A 16,088-nucleotide genomic window follows, 5' to 3' on the forward strand; every position below is an offset into this window, starting at 1 on the left:
CGCGCGCCGCGCGTGAGTGCTAGGAATCGCGTATGTCGCAAGGATCCTCGCACCGCGTCGTGATGATCGTCGAAGACGGCTCGAACCCCTTCGAGCTGGGCGTCGCGACCGAGCTGTTCGGTCTGCGCCGTCCGGAGCTGGACGTCCCGTGGTACGACTTCACGCTCAGCGCCGCCGGGCCGGTGGCCATGCACGCGGGCCTGTTCACGATGTCGGACGTCCCGGGCCTGGACGCCGTCGGCCGCGCCGACACCGTCATCGTCCCGAACCGTCCCGACCCCGAGACGGCCCCGTCCGCGCCCGTCCTGGCGGCGATCAAGGCCGCCGCCGCCCGCGGAGCCCGCCTGGTGAGCTTCTGCACGGGCGCGTTCTCCCTGGCCGCCGCGGGCGTCCTGGACGGCCGCCGCGCGACGACCCACTGGCGCTGGGCCGACGCGTTCCGCGCCCGGTTCCCGTCCGTGCGCCTGGAGCCGGACGTCCTGTTCGTCGACGACGGCGACGTCCTGACCGCCGCCGGGAGCGCCGCCGCCCTGGACCTCGGCCTGCACCTGATCCGCCGCGACCACGGGGCCGAGGTCGCCAACACCGTCGCCCGCCGCCTCGTCTTCGCCGTCCACCGGGACGGCGGGCAGCGGCAGTTCATCGAACGTCCGGTGCCCGACATCCCGGACGCGTCGCTGGCCCCCGTCCTGGCCTGGGCGCAGCGTCACCTCGACCGTCCGCTGACCGTCCACGACCTCGCCGCCCGGGCCTCGACCAGCCCCGCCACCCTCCACCGCCGCTTCCAGGCCGAACTCGGCACCACTCCCCTGGCCTGGCTCACCGCCGAACGCGTCACCCTCGCCTGCCGCCTCATCGAGCAGGGCGAACTCCGCCTGGACGCCATAGCCCGAGCCACCGGCCTCGGCACCCCCGCCAACCTCCGCGTCCACCTACGCCGCCGAACCGGCCTGACCCCCACCGCCTACCGCTCCCACTTCACCCGCGCCGAGCCTGATCGACGCTGATCCCCGAATCCGGATCGGCCAGCAGATGGACGACCCGACGCTCCACGCAGACCACCATCGGTCCCTGGGCACGACCTGGGAAAACTTCGAATGACGGACGTGCCCCCTTAGGATCTGCCTGCTCCGTCACCGATTTCCTTGGGAGAACCATGTCGGACGGCTATCTGGACCGGTGCGCGAAGGCCCTGGAAGAACTGAACACCGGCACCGGCATCAAGGTCGATCGAGCGGTTCTCGACGTGCCGACCATCGCCGAACTGGCCGACCCCGACTGGGTCTTCGACGACATCAGAGAACGCCTCGGCATGCCGCTGAACACGACTTTTCGCGACTACTTCTTCGCCGCCAACAGAGTGCAGTCCTTCTGGTACCGCGAGGATGCGTCCCATTTGCGCGTAGAGGGAGCCCAGGGCGTCCGCTGGAAGGAATTCCGAGACTTCGGTGAGGGGGCGGCCCGTGATGGACGTCAACACCATGGCCAGCGGGTCGCGCGAGGCGTGCAGGACGCGTGGGGTCGGGACGTCGTCGGGCAGGAGGCCGTAGACGCGGCACTCCTTCAGCAGCTTCCAGCCCTGGTCGTCCGGAAAGGTCTTCACGATCAGGCGGACGGAGGGGTTCGCGCAGACGACCTCGACGACGGGGGCGCTCTCGCCGCCGGTGCGCGGGATCAGCCCAACGATCTCGGCATCGGGGTGGACGGCTCGGATGAGGGCTTCCATGGACGCACGAGATCATGCCCTGTCCGTACGGCGCGACGAGTTTTCCGGGTCGCGCCGGTCCACATCCCCGAGTCCAGCCGGAAGGGATTCGATGAGCGCCGGATACGCCCAGGTGAACGGGCTGAACATGTACTACGAGGAGCATGGGGAGGGGGAGCCGCTCGTCCTGCTGCACGGCGGGCTGCTCACGGTGGAGGGGTCGTTCGCGGCGATGCTGCCTGAGCTGGCCAAGAACTTCCGGGTGATCGCGCCCGAGTTGCAGGGGCATGGGCACACCGCCGACATCGACCGTCCGATCACGGTGGACGGGCTGGCCGAGGACGTGCGCGGACTGCTCGACCACCTCGGGATCGAGCGGGCCGCGGTGTTCGGGTTCAGCCTGGGGGCGTTCGTCGCGCTGCAACTCGCCATGGAGCATCCCGGACGGGTGTCGGCGCTGGTCGCGGCGTCCGCGCCGTTCCGGCCGGACGGCTACCACCCGGAGATCAGCGATCCGGAGCTGTGGGAGACGTCCGAGCTGATGCCGACCGCGGACGACTACCGCGAGATGCGCGAGACGTATTTCCGGGTCGCGCCCGATCCGGGGCACTTCGGGGCGTTGACGGCCAAGACGTCGAAGGCCGTGCAGGGCTTTCCGGGCTGGCCGGAGGAGAGGCTGCGGGGCATCAGCGTCCCGACGATGGTCGTGGTCGGGGACGCCGACTTCGTGACGCTGGAGCACGCGATCGAGATGCGCGGGCTGATCCCGGGGGCGCGGCTGGCCGTCCTGCCGGGCACCACGCACCAGGCGGTCACGAGGCGGCCCGAGCTGGTTCCGATGGTCGAGCGGTTTTTGTCGTAGGCCGCCGATAGCTTTCCCCTGCGTTCGCGGACGGAGGCCCGGTGTGAGGCGATGGTCGCGCTCCGGGAGAGATCGGGTGTGCCCTGCCCACGAGGCAGGACGGCCGAAGACTCCGACGAAAACCCGCCTGTCTCCGAGTTTCTCGGGCCTCCGGCCGCGAACGCGAACCCGGGGAGGCCGTCATCGAGGAACTGTTCACGCTCGCGCTGAGCCGCATCGCGCTCGCCGACGGGTTCTTCCTGTGGCCGCGCGACGACCGCGAGCGGTTCCTGCTGCTCGTGCGCAGGGCCGCGGCGGACGACCCCGACCGGACGGCCCGGTTCCTGCTCTGGTTGCGGACGGAGACGCCGCTGCGCGTCCCGGCGATCGTCGGCGCGTGCGCGTTCGTCCGGGAGCGGCTGGAGCGGCGGCAGAACGGACGGTCACGGGAGGTCGTCTCGTCCGTGCTGCGCCGCGCGGACGATCCGGGGCACCTGGTCGCCGCGTGGCAGGGCCTCTACGGACGCGCGACTCCGAAACCGGTCAAACGCGGCGTGGCGGACGCCGTCGTCCGCCTCTACGACGAAGCCGGACTCGCCCGGTACGACACCGGCGGACGGCACCTGAACCTTCCCCCGGCGGCCTGGGCGCGCGAGCCCTGGGACGGGCTGCCGCCGCCTCGGCCGTTCCGGTTCGGGGACGTCATCCGGCTCGTCCACCCCGTCCCGGGGGACGCGCGCCAGGCCGAGGTGTTCCGGCGCGCGCTGGACGGGCGCCGTCTCCAGTACGAGAACGTGGGCGAGCCGCCGCTGCGGGACGTCATCGCGTCGCTGCGGCGGATCGACCGCGCGGGCACGCCGTTCGAGGACGCGATGGAGATCGCCGAGCGGATCGCCGACCCTGCCGAGGCGGCGGCGAGCGGGCTCGGGCCGCTCGCGTTCGCGGCGGCGCGGCGGGCCGTCGGCACCAGCCGGTGGAACGCCCTGCTGGAGGACGCGGCGGGCCGCAGCCTGGCGCGCTTCCCCGAGATCCCGGGCTGGTCGCTGGTCCTGGTCGGAGGCGACCCGACGGCCCGCGCGTTCGGGCTGTCGCTCGCCCGCAGGTGCGCCCACGCCGACGTCATCGACCGTTTCGGACGTCCGTTCGAGCTCCTCGCCGGTGAGTCACCCCTGCACGACCTGCACCGCTGGCCCCCGACACCGCAGAGGGCGGCGGTCGCCGAGCGGATGGCCGACCCGGCGCACGCGCTGCCCGGCGCGTTCGCCGGACATGACCGGATCGTCATCGTGGAGACCCACGCGGCGGAGAACCTGGGACTCCCCCTCGGCGTCCCGGTGTTCCACTGGGTCTCGGACGTGGCGGCCCACGGCCACGCGTCCGCGCCCGGCGGGGTGGCGCTCATGGGCGTCGGCGACGAGGCGCTGCGCGTCATCCCGTGGATCGAGGACGCCCGCAAGGGACGCTTCCCCTTCTGAGAACGGCGGAAGGCCGCCTCACACAGGGGCGAGGCGGCCTTCCGGAACCGGACGAACCGGCGGGGACGGGGTCAGACGGTGACCGGGGTGTTGGCGGGCTCGAGGGCCAGCTCCAGCACCTCCCGGACGTCGCTGACCGCGTGGACGGTCATGTCCTCCAGCACCTCGGCCGGGACGTCCTCGAGGTCGGGCTCGTTCCGCTTCGGGACGATCGCGGTGGTGATGCCGAGCCGGTGGGCGGCCAGCAGCTTCTGCTTGAGCCCGCCGATCGGCAGCACCCGGCCGGTGAGGGAGACCTCGCCGGTCATCGCGACGTCCGAGCGGACCGGACGGCCCGACAGCAGGGACGCGAGGGCCGTGGTCATGGTGATCCCGGCGCTCGGCCCGTCCTTCGGGACGGCTCCGGCGGGCACGTGGACGTGCACGCCGCGGTCCTTCAGGTCGCCGACCGGCAGTTCCAGCTCCGCGCCGCGCGAGCGCAGGTAGGACAGCGCGATCCGGGCCGACTCCTTCATCACGTCGCCGAGCTGGCCGGTGAGCGTGAGGCCGGTGTCGCCGGTCTCCTTGTCGGCCAGGGACGCCTCGATGTACAGGACGTCGCCGCCCGCCCCCGTGACCGCGAGGCCGGTCGCGACGCCGGGCACGCCCGTCCGCCGCTCGGACCTGCTGAGCTCGGCCTCCGGGGTGAACCGGGGACGGCCCAGGCAGTCCTTCAGCCCGGTCTCGCCGACCGTGAGCGGCAGCGCGCTCTTCTCCAGCGCGACGTTCGCGGCGACCTTGCGCAGGACGCGGGCGATCGCGCGGTCCAGCGACCGGACGCCCGCCTCACGCGTGTACTCCGACGCCAGCTTCCGCAGCGCCTCGTCGTCGAAGGCGACCTCGGACGGCTCCAGCCCGGCCTTCTCCAGCTGCTTGGGCAGCAGGTGGTCGCGGGCGATCGTCACCTTCTCGTCCTCGGTGTACCCGTCGAGCTGGACGAGCTCCATCCGGTCGAGCAGCGGCCCGGGGATGGCCTCCACGACGTTGGCGGTCGCGAGGAACAGCACGTCCGACAGGTCGAGCTCGACCTCCAGGTAGTGGTCGCGGAAGGTGTGGTTCTGCTCGGGGTCGAGGACCTCCAGCAGCGCCGCGGTCGGGTCGCCCCGGTAGTCCGCGCCGACCTTGTCGATCTCGTCCAGCAGGACGACCGGGTTCATCGAGCCCGCCTCGCGGATCGCGCGGACGACGCGTCCGGGCAGCGCGCCGACGTAGGTGCGCCGGTGGCCGCGGATCTCCGCCTCGTCCCGGACGCCGCCGAGCGCGACGCGCACGAAATCGCGTCCCATGGCCTTGGCGATGGACTCGCCCAGCGACGTCTTGCCGACGCCGGGAGGACCGGTCAGGGCGAGGACCGCGCCGCTGCGCCGCCCGCCGACGACGCCGAGGCCGCGGTCGGACCGCCGCTTGCGGACGGCCAGGTACTCGATGACGCGCTCCTTGACGTCGTCGAGCCCGGCGTGGTCGGCGTCCAGGACCTCGCGCGCGCCCGCGATGTCGTAGGCGTCCTCGGTGCGCTCGTTCCACGGGATGTCGAGGACGGTGTCGAGCCAGGTGCGGATCCAGCCGCCCTCGGGGGAGGCGTCGGACGACCGCTCCAGCTTGTCGACCTCCTTGAGCGCGGCCTCGCGGACCTTCTCGGGGAGGTCGGCGGCCTCGATGCGGGCGCGGTAGTCGTCCTCCTCGTCCGCCGGGTCGCCGTTCAGCTCGTTGAGCTCCTTGCGGATGGCGTCCATCTGCTGCCGGAGCAGGAACTCGCGCTGGGTCTTCTCCATGCCCTCCTGGACGTCCTTGCGGATGGTCTCCGCGACGTCCAGCTCGGCGAGGTGGTCGCGCGCCCAGCCGATGACCAGGGTCAGCCGCTCGACCGTGTCGGCGGTCTCGAGCAGCTCGACCTTCTGCTCGTCGCTCAGGTAGGGGGCGTATCCGGCGTTGTCGGCGAGCTCGGACGGGTCCTCGATCTTCTGGACGACGTCCACGACCTGCCAGGCGCCGCGGTTCTGCAGGATGGCGCTGACCAGGCCCTTGTACTCCTTGGCCAGCTCGTGCGCGCGCCCGTTGGCGGGCGGGACCTCGATCTCCTGGCCCTCGACCCACAGCGCCACGCCCGGACCGGTCGTCCCGATGCCGATGCGGACGCGGGACACGCCGCGCACGACCGCGCCGGGCTCGCCGCCGGGCAGCCGTCCCTCCTGCTCGATCACGCCGAGCGTGCCGACGGCCGCGTACTGCCCGTTCAGCCTGGGGACCAGCAGCACGCGCGGCTTCACCGCGGAGCGGATGCCGGGTCCCTTGGCCTGGGCCGCCGCCCGGGCCGCCTCGACCGCCGCGCGCACCTCGCCCTCGGACAGGTCGAAGGGAACGACCATGCCCGGCAGAACGGCCCCGTCGTCCAGGGGCAGCACCGGCAGCGTCAGGGTCTCGCTCATGCTCTCAGCTCCAAGTCTCTCGGGAACCCGAACCCCGCAGGGTTGAGTCATCCACACTCAAGAAAACGGAGCACGGATTAATTTCCTCAGCAACGTTCGCTCTCAGCGATCAGAATCCCGGACACCCGCCCGACCGCCCCCGCGCCCCCTGGACGCCGACGCCCCCACCCGCACAACGTCCAGCCGACCGTCCCCGCTCCCCACGATCACCGCCCCGCCCCGGCGACCAAGATCATCCCCGGTAGCGTGATCAACTCCGGCGAAACCGATGGAAAGCGAGGCCCCACCATGCCCGAGCCCACGCGCCCCTCCCCGTCCGCCACGTCCCCCAGACCACCGGAAGAACAGCGCAGGAGCCGCTTACTCCCCCTCCGACGCACCCGCCTGATCGCCCTCGCCCTCCTGACCGCCCTGGTCACCCCGACCGCCGCGCATCACCTGCAGACCAGGCCCCAACACGGGACGCGCGGGCCGTTCGGCCCCTACCCCGGGCCGATCGCCGCCCAGGCTCCGCTGGGATCCGCTCGGCCGCTGACCGCCGTCCTCGGACGAGTGACGATCCATGACGGACTCGGCCTTCAGGGAGGCGTCTCCCGGTTCAACGCGATCAACATCCGCACCGGCAGGGTCTTCTGGGAGGACCGCCGGGACGACGACCGGATTCTCGACTGGAATCTGGACCACGCCGCCGGCACGGTCTTCATCCTCTGGAAGTCCGGCCGTGTGGAGAGCGTGAACGTCCGTTCGGGCAAGGTCCGCTGGCATAAGCGTCTCCCTGGCGACATCATCACCAACGACCCCGGCACCGGCTTGGTCAGCATCGCCAACGTCGAGGGCGGGAACGGAGGGCTGGTCGCACTCGACAGCAGAACCGGTCGTGAACGCTGGCGGCACATCCCAGATCAGACCTCCGGCTGCGCTGTCGCCGACTCGGAGGAGAACAAGCCTCCTCTGCACGTGGCCGGCAACCTGGTGGTGACCCGTCACTGCACCGGCGGCGCGTCTCTGACCGCCTACGACGCGGCGGGCCGACAGCGCTGGCGGCTCGGCGTCGACCTCGGCGCGGAGGAGCGGTTCACCTACCTCGAGGTGATGCGGCTCGATGATCGGACGGTGGTGGTCGACGAACCGGCGAAGGACGGCTACGAACCCACCCGGTTGCTCGCCGAGTGACCTCGTCCGACTCCCCGACCAGATCCAGGAGGTCAGTCCGCATGTCCGAAGTCGAGCACTCCTCCCCGGCCGACGCCCCCGAGCGCACATCAGCGGGCGAAAGGAAACGCGCGCTGCCTTTACGGCGTCCCAGGCTCACCGTGGCCGCCGTCTTGGCGGCCGTACTCGCGGCGGGCGCGGTGTTCTACGCGACGGCCATGTCCGGGGACGGGGTGCTGGGCCCGTTCGGCGCTTTCCCCGCTCCGATCGCGACCCATCCCCCCTTGGGACCGGCCCGGCAGCTGGCAACTCTACGGGGGACGGTGAAGATCACCGGTGGGCTGGCGCTGCAGGAGGACGACGCCTCCCGCCTCCGTGCGATCAACCTCCACACCGGCAAGGTCTACTGGGAGGTCCGCCGGGACGACACCATCACGGAATGGGACCTGGACCCCGCCGGTGCCGTGTTCATCGCGTGGGACTCCGGCCGCGTCGAACGCGTGGACGTCCGTTCGGGCAAGCCACGTTGGCATCGGCGGTTCGCCGGGAGCCTGCGCGGCCTCGGCGACGGTGTGCGTCTCAGCGGTTCCGGCACCGGCCCGGTGACCGTCGGCACCGCCGGATGGAAGCACCACCAGTACGAGGGATGGCTGTTCTTCCTGGATCGTGAGACCGGCCGTGAGCGCTGGCGGACCAAGGCGTTCTCGGACACCGCCTGCGCGGTCGGGTCCAAGGAGAGCGTCCAGCACGCGTTCCCCTTCGCCGACACCCTCGTGGTGACGGAGGACTGCCGCGGCGAGCGTGATCCCGGCCGCCTGACGGCCTACGACGCCACCGGCCACCGACGCTGGCAGCTCGATCTCAGAACGCTGGCCGCCTCCCCCGCCGACCGGACGTACAACGTGGACCTGACGCAGATCGATGATCGCCTGCTGGCACTGACCAATCGGGGTTACGGCCAGGGCGACGTCCTGGTCGACGCGATCACGGGCCGCGCTGCCAGGGAGATCCCTGACCAGGCGAGCATCCCGGACAAGAACGATGAGAGACCGACCGGTCCCCTCAACGTCAGTGCGTGCTGGGCGCCCGACGCGAAGGCGGGCGATCTCGCCCGTCCGTACCTGTGCGCGCAGGATCTGTCGGGCAAGCGACTGTGGACCGTCCACCTGCCGGAAGGTTTTCGCAGGGCGGGGGACAGGTTCTCCACCTTCGACGGACGTCTCTACGCCGTGCTCACCCACACCGGCCTCACCGACGAGGTCGATGTCCCCGACCGGCAGCAGGTGGCGGTCTTCGACCTGCGCACAGGCCGCCTGCTCGGCCGGATCCCGCTCTCCCAGGGCGGCGCGACACCCATCCCGCAGGAAGTGGCCGTCGAAGTGAGCGACGTGGCCGACGGAATCGTCAGCGTCACCTACCGCTCTCCGGACGGGCGGTACGCCAAGCTCTTCGCCGCGTGATCTCCGTCCGTCCCCTTCCACCAGAACGAAAGGTAGAAACCATGTCCGAAGTCGAGCGTTCCTCATCGGCCGGGATTCCCGTTCGGATATCAGGAGGCAAAAGGAAGCGTGCGCTGCTGTTAAGGCATCCCAGCCTGATTCTGTTCGCTCTCTTGGCGGCCGTGTTCGCGGCGGTGACGGTGTACGCGACGAACGAGTCCCGCGACGGGATTCGGGGGCCGTTCGGCGCCTTCCCCGCTCCGGTCGCCACCGGCCCTCCTGTGGGACCGGCCCGGCTGTTGGCCACACTCCAGGGAACGGTGAAGGTCACCGGCGGACTGGCGCTGCAGGAGGACGGCGGCTCCCGCCTCCGCGCGATCAACCTCCACACCGGCAAGGTCTACTGGGAGTACCGCCGCCACGACGACGTGGTCGTGGAATGGGAACCGGACGGAACCGGCTCGGTGTTCGTCCGATGGCAATCCGGCCGTGTCGAACGCGTGGACATCCGTCCGGGGAAGGCGCGTTGGCATTGGCAGCTCACCAAGGGCATGCGCGAGGGGCTCAGCAGTCCACGGCTGCACATTTCCGCCACCGGCCCGGTGAGCGTCAGCACCTCCACGTGGCGGAACCACCGGCTCTCAGGATGGCTGAGCTTCCTGGACCGGGAAACCGGCCGTGAGCGCTGGCGGACCAACTCCTTCTCGAACAGCGGCTGCATGATCGGTTTGGAGCCCACGGTCCAACAGGTGCTTCCCGTCGCCGACACCCTCGTCGCGAGGGAAGAATGCCGCAGCGTGAAGGACCCCGGGCACCTGACGGCCTTCGACGCCACCGGCCACCGGCGATGGCGACTCGATCTCAGGGCCTTGATGCCCGGCACCGACCCCGTCGCGGATCTCGTGGACGTGACCAAGGTCTCCGATCGGCTGCTGGCGCTGTCCAGGAACCGAAGAGACGGCTACACGCTGGTCGACGCGACAGCGGGCCGCGTGATCAGGCAGGTTCCTTCGCTCAAGGGCCTTTCGGACGACGAACGCGAGAAGGGTTCCGGTTCCATCAGAGTCAGCCTGTGCTCGGCTCCCCACGCGAAACCGGGCGATGACACCCGCCCCTACCTCTGCGCGGACGATCCGCGGACGGACAAGCCGTTGTGGACCGTGCGCCTGCCCGAAGGGTTCCGCGGCGCGAAGGACGAGTTCGCCTTCTCCGGCGGGCGCTTCTACACGGTGCTCACCCACACCGACGCCACCGACAGGATCGACGTTCAGGACGAGCAGCAGGTAGGGGTCTTCGAGTCCCGCACAGGCCGTCTGCTCGGCAGGATCCCGCTCCCCCGCGAGGCACTCGTCCCACGGGTCGCCGACAAGGTGAGCGAGGTGACCGACGGCATCGTCAGCGTCGCCTACCACTCCGGAGAGTGGAGTTACGTCAAGCTCTTCGCCGCGTGACCCGCACCTCAGGCCGTCGGTGAGGTGGTAGGCGGTCGTCGGAACTCATGGCTGACATGCGCTCCGACGACCGCCTCGCTCGATTTGGCAGGATTCGTCCATGCCGATTGATGCTTCTCAGGACCGGTTCGCCCGGCTCGTGGCCACCGTGGACGCTCCGCTCGATCTCGTGGCGGCGGACGTCCCGCAGGTGGTGCGTTGGGCCGATCGCAGGCTTCTGGTGCAGCGGGGGGACGCCGAGCTGGCCGTTCTCGACTTCGACAAGGCGGGGACGGTCGTCCGGTTTCCGGCGCCCTGGTCTCGGCGGTACGGGACGGTCGCGGTCTCACCTGGCGGGGACGTCGCCGTGTTCGCCGGGGTGCATGCGCTGCGGGCCGTGGATTCGCAGGGGACCCTGCTCTGGGAGCGTCGGCACGGGTGCTGGTCGGCCGTCGTGTGCGCCGAGGAGCACCTCTCGTTCTCCGAGTACGCGGACGACGAGGACCACGCCCGCGCGGACAGCGGCTCGGCCGCGTTCTCGGCGGACGGCGGGCTCGTGTGGGCGCACGTCCGCCGTCAGGTGGAGGACGACGTCCAGGAGGAGTGGCTGGTCCTCGATGCCGGGAACGGTCAGGTGCTGGGACGGGCCTCGACCGGCACCGTCGGGTCCGCCTCGTTCCAGCTCCCGCATCCGGATTCGTCGCGCATGGGGATGAGCGTCGCCCAAGGAGAGGAGACCTCGCCCGTCCTGTGGGGGCACTGGGACGGAGCCGAGCTGAGCGTCCGGAGCTCCGTCGACGAGGTGCTCCTTGATGTCGGCCCGTCCGGGGAACGGTTCCTGATCACGGACACCGGGCAGTGGGGCCTCTACCTGAACGGCCTTCCGGACGGCGGGGAGCTGCGCCGCCTGAACCACGACACGGCCCCGTCCGAGCTCTTCTACGAGGGCGACGAGCGCGTCTGGTGGGATTTCGAGGGGGCCATGCCGGACGACGGCCTCGCCATTGTCGGAACCGAGCATCCCACCGACCTTCCACGGCACTGGCTGGTCGGTCTGGACACGATGACCGTCCGCGGACGCGTCAGATATCCGCGACCGGTCTCGGGGTCGCCGAGGCCGGCGGGCAAGGAAGCCTGGTGGACGCTCTCCGCCGACCGGACCGCCGTCCACCTGTGGAGCCTTCCGGACGCCTGACCCCGTCCGCGTGAGCGGGAATCGGCCGGGGGTTGTTCGGCTTGTCTCTGTAGCGTCCGTCACACGCGTGCGCGCACGAGGCGGACGCACCGGAAACCTCGACAGGAGAGGAACGGCATGGAGCTCACGTCCCATCTAGCCTCCGACCGGGCGAACGTCGCCGAGTCGATCGCGCCGAAGCGGTCGCACGCGTGACCGCCGCCGAAGCCTTCGCCGGGCTGACGACGGCGCACGTGGCCGACGCCTGTGTCCGGGCGGACGTCCCGGTGCGCTGCGGTCCCGCCGGAACCCGCTCCGTGACGTCCGGCGGACGCGTCGCCGGGCGCGTCCTCCCCGCGCGGCACGTGGGCAGCGTGGACGTCTTCCTGGAGGCGTTCGAGCAGGCCGAACCGGGTGACGTCCTCGTCGTCGACAACGGCGGGCGGCTGGACGAGGCGTGCGTCGGCGACCTGGTCGTCCTGGAGACGAAGGCCGCGGGGCTGGCCGGGGTCGTGATCTGGGGCCTGCACCGCGACACCGCCGACATCCGCGCGATCGGCCTGCCGGTGTTCAGCCTCGGGTCGATCCCCACGGGACCGCTGGGCGTGACGGAGCGTCCGCCGGAGGCCCTGACGTCCGCGCGGGTCGGCGAGTGGACGGTGACCAGCGACGACACCGTGTTCGCGGACGACGACGGAGTCCTGTTCGTGCCGTCCGGCCGGGTGGACGAGCTGGCCGCGCTGGCCCGGGGCATCCGCGACACCGAGCGCGGGCAGGCCGAGCGCGTCCGGGCGGGCGAGCCCCTGCGCGACCAGCTCGCGTTCGCGGACTTCCTCAAGGCCCGGCGGGAGGACCCGTCCCTCACCTTCCGCCGCCACCTGCGCGGGCTCGGCGGCGCGATCGAGGAGTGAGAGCGGCCGGGCGCCCGCTGACGACCCGCGTCGCCGACGCGCGCCCGGCCGAAACCACGTCGCCTCCCAAGGCGGACGGCGTTAGCGTTCGGGCATGGACCAGACTCTGAGCGGCGAGCGGGTCATCCTGCGTCCGGCGAACGAAGGCGACATTCCGGCGCTGGCGGCGATCCGTCGCGCACCGGAGGTGTTCCGCTGGTGGCGGGGCGGCGACGACATGGAGAAGGCCGTCGCCGAGGACCTCGCCGAGGACGGCGGGCACCACTACGTGATCGTCCACGAGGGCCGGACCGCCGGCTGGATCCAGTGGCAGGCCGAGGAGGAGCCGGACTACCGGCACGCCTCCATCGATCTCTACCTGGCCGCCGACCTGCACGGACGCGGCCTCGGCACGGACGCGCTCCGGACGCTCGTCCGGCACATCGTCCGCGACCACGGCCACCACCGGATCACGATCGACCCGGCGGCGGACAACACGGCCGCGATCCGTTCCTACACGAAGGTCGGTTTCAGGCCGGTCGGGGTCATGCGCAAGGCCGAACGCGGCAACGACGGCACCTGGCACGACAGCCTGCTCATGGACCTCCTCGCCGAGGACCTCGCCTCCGAGGGCTAGAACGGCCCGCCCGCCGCGTCCGCTCCAGGGACGGTTGAACCTTCCCGCAGTTTCCGGGCGCGGCCGGTCAAAAGCGCAGGCCAGCGCCAGGAACTTTCTTGACCTTGGTTTACGGCCACATGATCGGGGGGTACCTCTCGCATCGAGTTCGTGACAGTGAGTGACGGTGAAGGTCAACGGCCCGCCAAAGGCCGGACGTCCCGTCCGCCGACCGGGGGAGGCCAGGATGCGGGGCATGACGCGGACGGGGAGGGCCACCCCCGTCCCGCCGTTCCCGCGTCCCCCCGGCCGGACGCCGTCCGAGCTCGCGAAGGACTCCCTGCACGGCCCGGTCGGTACGGCCGAGGGCGTTCCCGAAGCGCCGGTCCACGCGGAGCACCGTCCCCCCGGGGACGCGGTGCGCGCGCTCCCGGTGACCTCCGGCGACACACCTCGGGTCCTCGGCCCTACCGGTTCGGGTCCGGTCCCCGGCACGGCGCGAGCCACCGGTGGCCACCAGGGGAACAACGGCCTGCCGTCGCGGGAGCGCGGTGCGGCGGCAGGCCCCGACTCGCCCGCGGCGCCGACCTCCCCCACGGTGTCCGCGGGCGTGCACACCGCCCCGCCCGGAGGGCCGCGCGCCCGCCGGGCCGGGGCGACGCCGGTTCCGGCGGCGCCCGCCGCCACGTCCGGCGATCTGCGGATGCCGGTGCCGCCCGCCCCCGCGGCATCGACGTCCTCCACCGCCGGGCCGGCGGCGACCTTGAGCACCGCCGCCGGCCCGGCCCACCCCACACACTCCGCGTCCCCGCCCGTCCCGACGCGCCCCGCGTAGCCGCACCTCCCGGCGCGTCCCGCGTAGCCGCGCCTCCCGGCGCGTCCCGCTGCCGCGCCGCCCGGGAGCGGTCCGTCGCAGGGCGGCCGGTGTGGGCTAGCTCAAGGTGAGTTCCCAGGTCTCGCCGTGAACGGTGTCGCCGAAGCGGTCGGACGGCTGTTCCTTGTCCACGAGCTGGAAGCCCGCGCGGGCGTAGATGCGGCGGGCGGGCTCCTGGAGGGCGGTCGTCCAGAGGACCATGCGCGCGTACCCGGACGCGGCGGCGAACCGGACGCACTCGTCCACGAGCCTGCCGCCGACGCCCGCGCCGCGCGTGTCGGGTTCGACGATCAGCAGCCTGAGCTGGGCGGTCGTCGCGTCGCGCGCGACGCAGAAGACGCTGCCGACGCGGCGTCCGCCGAGCTCGGCGATCCAGGCGTTCTCGCGCTCGGCGTCGTGCCGCTCGACGTACTCGGCGACGACGCGGGCGACGAGCGCCTCGTAGCCGCGGTCCCACCCGCACTCGGACGCGTACAGCTCGCCGTTGCGCTGCACGACCCACCCCAGGTCGCCGGGACGAAGGGGACGCAGCACGAGCTCCCCGCCAGGCCCCGGAGCGACGGGGTCGGACGCGTCCAGCAGCTCGCGGACGGTGCGCATCGAGTCGACCAGGCGGGCTCGGTCCTCGCCGGTCAGCCCGTCGAGCAGGGCCCGGATCTGCGCGGCGGACCGCTCGTCCAGCAGCGTGAACACCTCACGGCCGCGGTCGGTCAGGCGGGCGAGCTGGCGGCGCGCGTCGTCCGCGGACCGCTCGCGCTCGACCAGGCCGTCGGCCTCGAACCGGGTGAGCATCCGGCTGAGGTACCCGGCGTCCAGGTCGAGGGCGCGGCGCAGCGCGAGCACCTCGGTCTCGGGACGCTGCGCCAGCTCGAACACCACGCGCGCCTCGGTCAGCGAGTACGGCGTGCGCACGTGGCCGTCGCCCAGCAGCCCGAGGACGCGCGTGTAGAAGCGGTTGAAGTCCCGGACGGTCGCGACGTCGTGGGCGGGTGACGGCATGACGCTCCCTTTCGCCTTAATGCTTGACCGAGTCAAACAATAAGGCGGGCGGGACCCCGCGTCCAGAGGTCGTGACACGTCGAAGGCCGCCCTGCGAACAGGGCGGCCTTCGGACGATCGGTGAGCGCGGTGTGCGCGGCGGGCGCTACGCCTCGGCGGTGACGGCCCCGCGCTCGAGCTCGGCGCGCGCGTCGGCGACGACCCGGCGCTCGATGTAGAAGGCCAGGAACGGCACCAGGCCGGCGGCGACCATGAGGACCATCTTCTGCAGCGGCCATCCGGCCCGCCGGTAGAGGTCGAAGGCCGTGACCAGGTACACCATGTACAGCAGGCCGTGGATCGGCGAGACGACCGCCGACGCGCCGGGCTGGTCGCCGATGTAGCGCAGCGGCATGGCGACGAAGACCAGGATCAGCAGCATCACGCCGACGAGCAGCGCCATGATCCGGTACCGCTTGATGGCCGCTTCCACGAGTCACACCCTTCTCAGCGCGCCCCACGGCGCGTTCGCTTGCGTTCTTTCCCTCAGGGCGACCTGGTCCGGCCCGCCCGCGTGCGTGCGCCTAGTCGCGGCGTCCGGTCTGCGAGTTGAGGCGGTTCAGGTAGCGGTTGTAGGCGGCGAGCTCGGGGTCCTCGCTCTCCTGCCGCTCGATGATCTGCCGGGTGACCGCCTTCTCGGCGGGCTCCTCGATCACCTTGGGGCCCCGGGGGATGGTCTCCTCGCCGGTCACCTCGTCCCGCATCATCTTGACCCACATCACCACGACGAAGATCGCGAAGAGCGGCCACTCGAAGGTGTAGCCCCAGCTCCGGTCGTTGCCCGCCTGCGCGCGGTCGAACTGCCACCAGCCGAAGCCCATGAAGGCCCCGAACAGCACGATCGCGATCGTATGCAGCCCGATCCAGGCGGGAGTGAAGAACCTGCGCACGCCACGAGCGTACCCCCGCCTCCCCGCGATCGGTGCAGACCCCCGCCCGAGCACGCCGCCCGCATGTCGCCCCCGCGACGTCCCAGGTGAGGGGCCTGC

Annotated in this window: 15 protein-coding genes; 10 read left to right on the forward strand and 5 right to left on the reverse strand. The window is 71.6% G+C overall.

The genetic code is table 11. From position 1 onward, the window contains the following. Positions 1-62: 62 nt before the first annotated feature. Complete coding sequence (locus P696_RS0118480; RefSeq protein WP_084337744.1) at positions 63-1,007, forward strand: helix-turn-helix domain-containing protein; 945 nt, start codon at positions 63-65, stop codon at positions 1,005-1,007. Between the two features lie 107 nt (positions 1,008-1,114). On the opposite strand, the gene P696_RS0118485 is transcribed toward P696_RS0118480, so the two are convergent. Further along, entirely contained in the window at positions 1,115-1,726 is a 612-nt protein-coding gene (locus P696_RS0118485) for a phosphotransferase family protein (RefSeq protein ID WP_026413484.1), read from the reverse strand. Between the two features lie 91 nt (positions 1,727-1,817). Here P696_RS0118485 and P696_RS0118490 point away from each other — a divergent pair, with 91 nt between their 5' ends. Together P696_RS0118490 and P696_RS0118495 are read left to right on the forward strand one after the other, a co-directional pair. Beyond that, on the forward strand, positions 1,818-2,567 hold the full coding sequence (locus P696_RS0118490; RefSeq protein ID WP_026413485.1) for an alpha/beta fold hydrolase: 750 nt from the start codon (positions 1,818-1,820) through the stop codon (positions 2,565-2,567). A gap of 278 nt (positions 2,568-2,845) precedes the next feature. Then, positions 2,846-4,021, forward strand: a complete 1,176-nt coding sequence (locus P696_RS0118495; protein WP_026413486.1) for a hypothetical protein — start codon at positions 2,846-2,848, stop codon at positions 4,019-4,021. Between the two features lie 71 nt (positions 4,022-4,092). On the opposite strand, the gene lon is transcribed toward P696_RS0118495, so the two are convergent. Next, positions 4,093-6,486: an endopeptidase La gene (gene lon / locus P696_RS0118500; protein ID WP_026413487.1), complete on the reverse strand. Its 2,394-nt coding sequence runs from the start codon at positions 6,484-6,486 to the stop codon at positions 4,093-4,095. A 288-nt stretch (positions 6,487-6,774) separates the two neighbouring features. Here lon and P696_RS0118515 point away from each other — a divergent pair, with 288 nt between their 5' ends. The 7 genes from P696_RS0118515 to P696_RS0118545 all read left to right on the forward strand — a co-directional run bounded on the left by P696_RS0118515 (position 6,775) and on the right by P696_RS0118545 (position 14,022). Beyond that, a complete protein-coding gene (locus P696_RS0118515) occupies positions 6,775-7,659 on the forward strand; it encodes an outer membrane protein assembly factor BamB family protein (protein ID WP_084337748.1) in 885 nt (294 codons plus the stop codon). Between the two features lie 41 nt (positions 7,660-7,700). After that, positions 7,701-9,098: an outer membrane protein assembly factor BamB family protein gene (locus tag P696_RS0118520; RefSeq protein ID WP_157429792.1), complete on the forward strand. Its 1,398-nt coding sequence runs from the start codon at positions 7,701-7,703 to the stop codon at positions 9,096-9,098. Positions 9,099-9,139: 41 nt separating this feature from the next. Further along, positions 9,140-10,528 carry an outer membrane protein assembly factor BamB family protein gene (locus P696_RS0118525; RefSeq protein WP_084337750.1) on the forward strand — a complete coding sequence of 463 codons (1,389 nt, stop codon included), beginning with the start codon at positions 9,140-9,142 and terminating at the stop codon, positions 10,526-10,528. Between the two features lie 100 nt (positions 10,529-10,628). Then, positions 10,629-11,702: an AsmA family protein gene (locus P696_RS0118530; RefSeq protein ID WP_026413491.1), complete on the forward strand. Its 1,074-nt coding sequence runs from the start codon at positions 10,629-10,631 to the stop codon at positions 11,700-11,702. A gap of 191 nt (positions 11,703-11,893) precedes the next feature. Beyond that, positions 11,894-12,592 carry an RraA family protein gene (locus P696_RS0118535; protein WP_026413492.1) on the forward strand — a complete coding sequence of 233 codons (699 nt, stop codon included), beginning with the start codon at positions 11,894-11,896 and terminating at the stop codon, positions 12,590-12,592. A gap of 94 nt (positions 12,593-12,686) precedes the next feature. Continuing rightward, positions 12,687-13,208, forward strand: coding sequence for a GNAT family N-acetyltransferase (locus P696_RS0118540; RefSeq protein ID WP_026413493.1), 522 nt, complete (start codon positions 12,687-12,689; stop codon positions 13,206-13,208). A gap of 235 nt (positions 13,209-13,443) precedes the next feature. Continuing rightward, complete coding sequence (locus P696_RS0118545) at positions 13,444-14,022, forward strand: hypothetical protein (RefSeq protein WP_026413494.1); 579 nt, start codon at positions 13,444-13,446, stop codon at positions 14,020-14,022. A 96-nt stretch (positions 14,023-14,118) separates the two neighbouring features. Here the strand turns inward: P696_RS0118545 and P696_RS0118550 are convergent, their stop codons facing one another. The 3 genes from P696_RS0118550 to P696_RS0118560 all read right to left on the reverse strand — a co-directional run bounded on the left by P696_RS0118550 (position 14,119) and on the right by P696_RS0118560 (position 15,989). After that, positions 14,119-15,060 carry a bifunctional helix-turn-helix transcriptional regulator/GNAT family N-acetyltransferase gene (locus P696_RS0118550; protein WP_026413495.1) on the reverse strand — a complete coding sequence of 314 codons (942 nt, stop codon included), beginning with the start codon at positions 15,058-15,060 and terminating at the stop codon, positions 14,119-14,121. Between the two features lie 145 nt (positions 15,061-15,205). Next, positions 15,206-15,532 carry a DUF3817 domain-containing protein gene (locus P696_RS0118555; RefSeq protein WP_026413496.1) on the reverse strand — a complete coding sequence of 109 codons (327 nt, stop codon included), beginning with the start codon at positions 15,530-15,532 and terminating at the stop codon, positions 15,206-15,208. A gap of 91 nt (positions 15,533-15,623) precedes the next feature. After that, positions 15,624-15,989, reverse strand: coding sequence for a hypothetical protein (locus tag P696_RS0118560; protein WP_026413497.1), 366 nt, complete (start codon positions 15,987-15,989; stop codon positions 15,624-15,626). Positions 15,990-16,088 lie beyond the last annotated feature (99 nt).

It is taken from the genome of Actinomadura oligospora ATCC 43269, assembly GCF_000518265.1.
Lineage (GTDB): Bacteria > Actinomycetota > Actinomycetes > Streptosporangiales > Streptosporangiaceae > Spirillospora > Spirillospora oligospora.

Excerpts from the sequence above, each read along its gene's own strand:
- P696_RS0118530 (WP_026413491.1), top strand. The coding sequence starts at position 10,629 with ATGCCGATTGATGCTTCTCAGGACCGGTTCGCCCGGCTCGTGGCCACC.
- lon (WP_026413487.1), bottom strand. The coding sequence starts at position 6,486 with ATGAGCGAGACCCTGACGCTGCCGGTGCTGCCCCTGGACGACGGGGCC.
- P696_RS0118550 (WP_026413495.1), bottom strand. The coding sequence starts at position 15,060 with ATGCCGTCACCCGCCCACGACGTCGCGACCGTCCGGGACTTCAACCGC.
- P696_RS0118525 (WP_084337750.1), top strand. The coding sequence starts at position 9,140 with ATGTCCGAAGTCGAGCGTTCCTCATCGGCCGGGATTCCCGTTCGGATA.
- P696_RS0118485 (WP_026413484.1), bottom strand. The coding sequence starts at position 1,726 with ATGGAAGCCCTCATCCGAGCCGTCCACCCCGATGCCGAGATCGTTGGG.
- P696_RS0118545 (WP_026413494.1), top strand. The coding sequence starts at position 13,444 with ATGACGCGGACGGGGAGGGCCACCCCCGTCCCGCCGTTCCCGCGTCCC.
- P696_RS0118540 (WP_026413493.1), top strand. The coding sequence starts at position 12,687 with ATGGACCAGACTCTGAGCGGCGAGCGGGTCATCCTGCGTCCGGCGAAC.
- P696_RS0118490 (WP_026413485.1), top strand. The coding sequence starts at position 1,818 with ATGAGCGCCGGATACGCCCAGGTGAACGGGCTGAACATGTACTACGAG.
- P696_RS0118515 (WP_084337748.1), top strand. The coding sequence starts at position 6,775 with ATGCCCGAGCCCACGCGCCCCTCCCCGTCCGCCACGTCCCCCAGACCA.
- P696_RS0118480 (WP_084337744.1), top strand. The coding sequence starts at position 63 with ATGATCGTCGAAGACGGCTCGAACCCCTTCGAGCTGGGCGTCGCGACC.
- P696_RS0118520 (WP_157429792.1), top strand. The coding sequence starts at position 7,701 with ATGTCCGAAGTCGAGCACTCCTCCCCGGCCGACGCCCCCGAGCGCACA.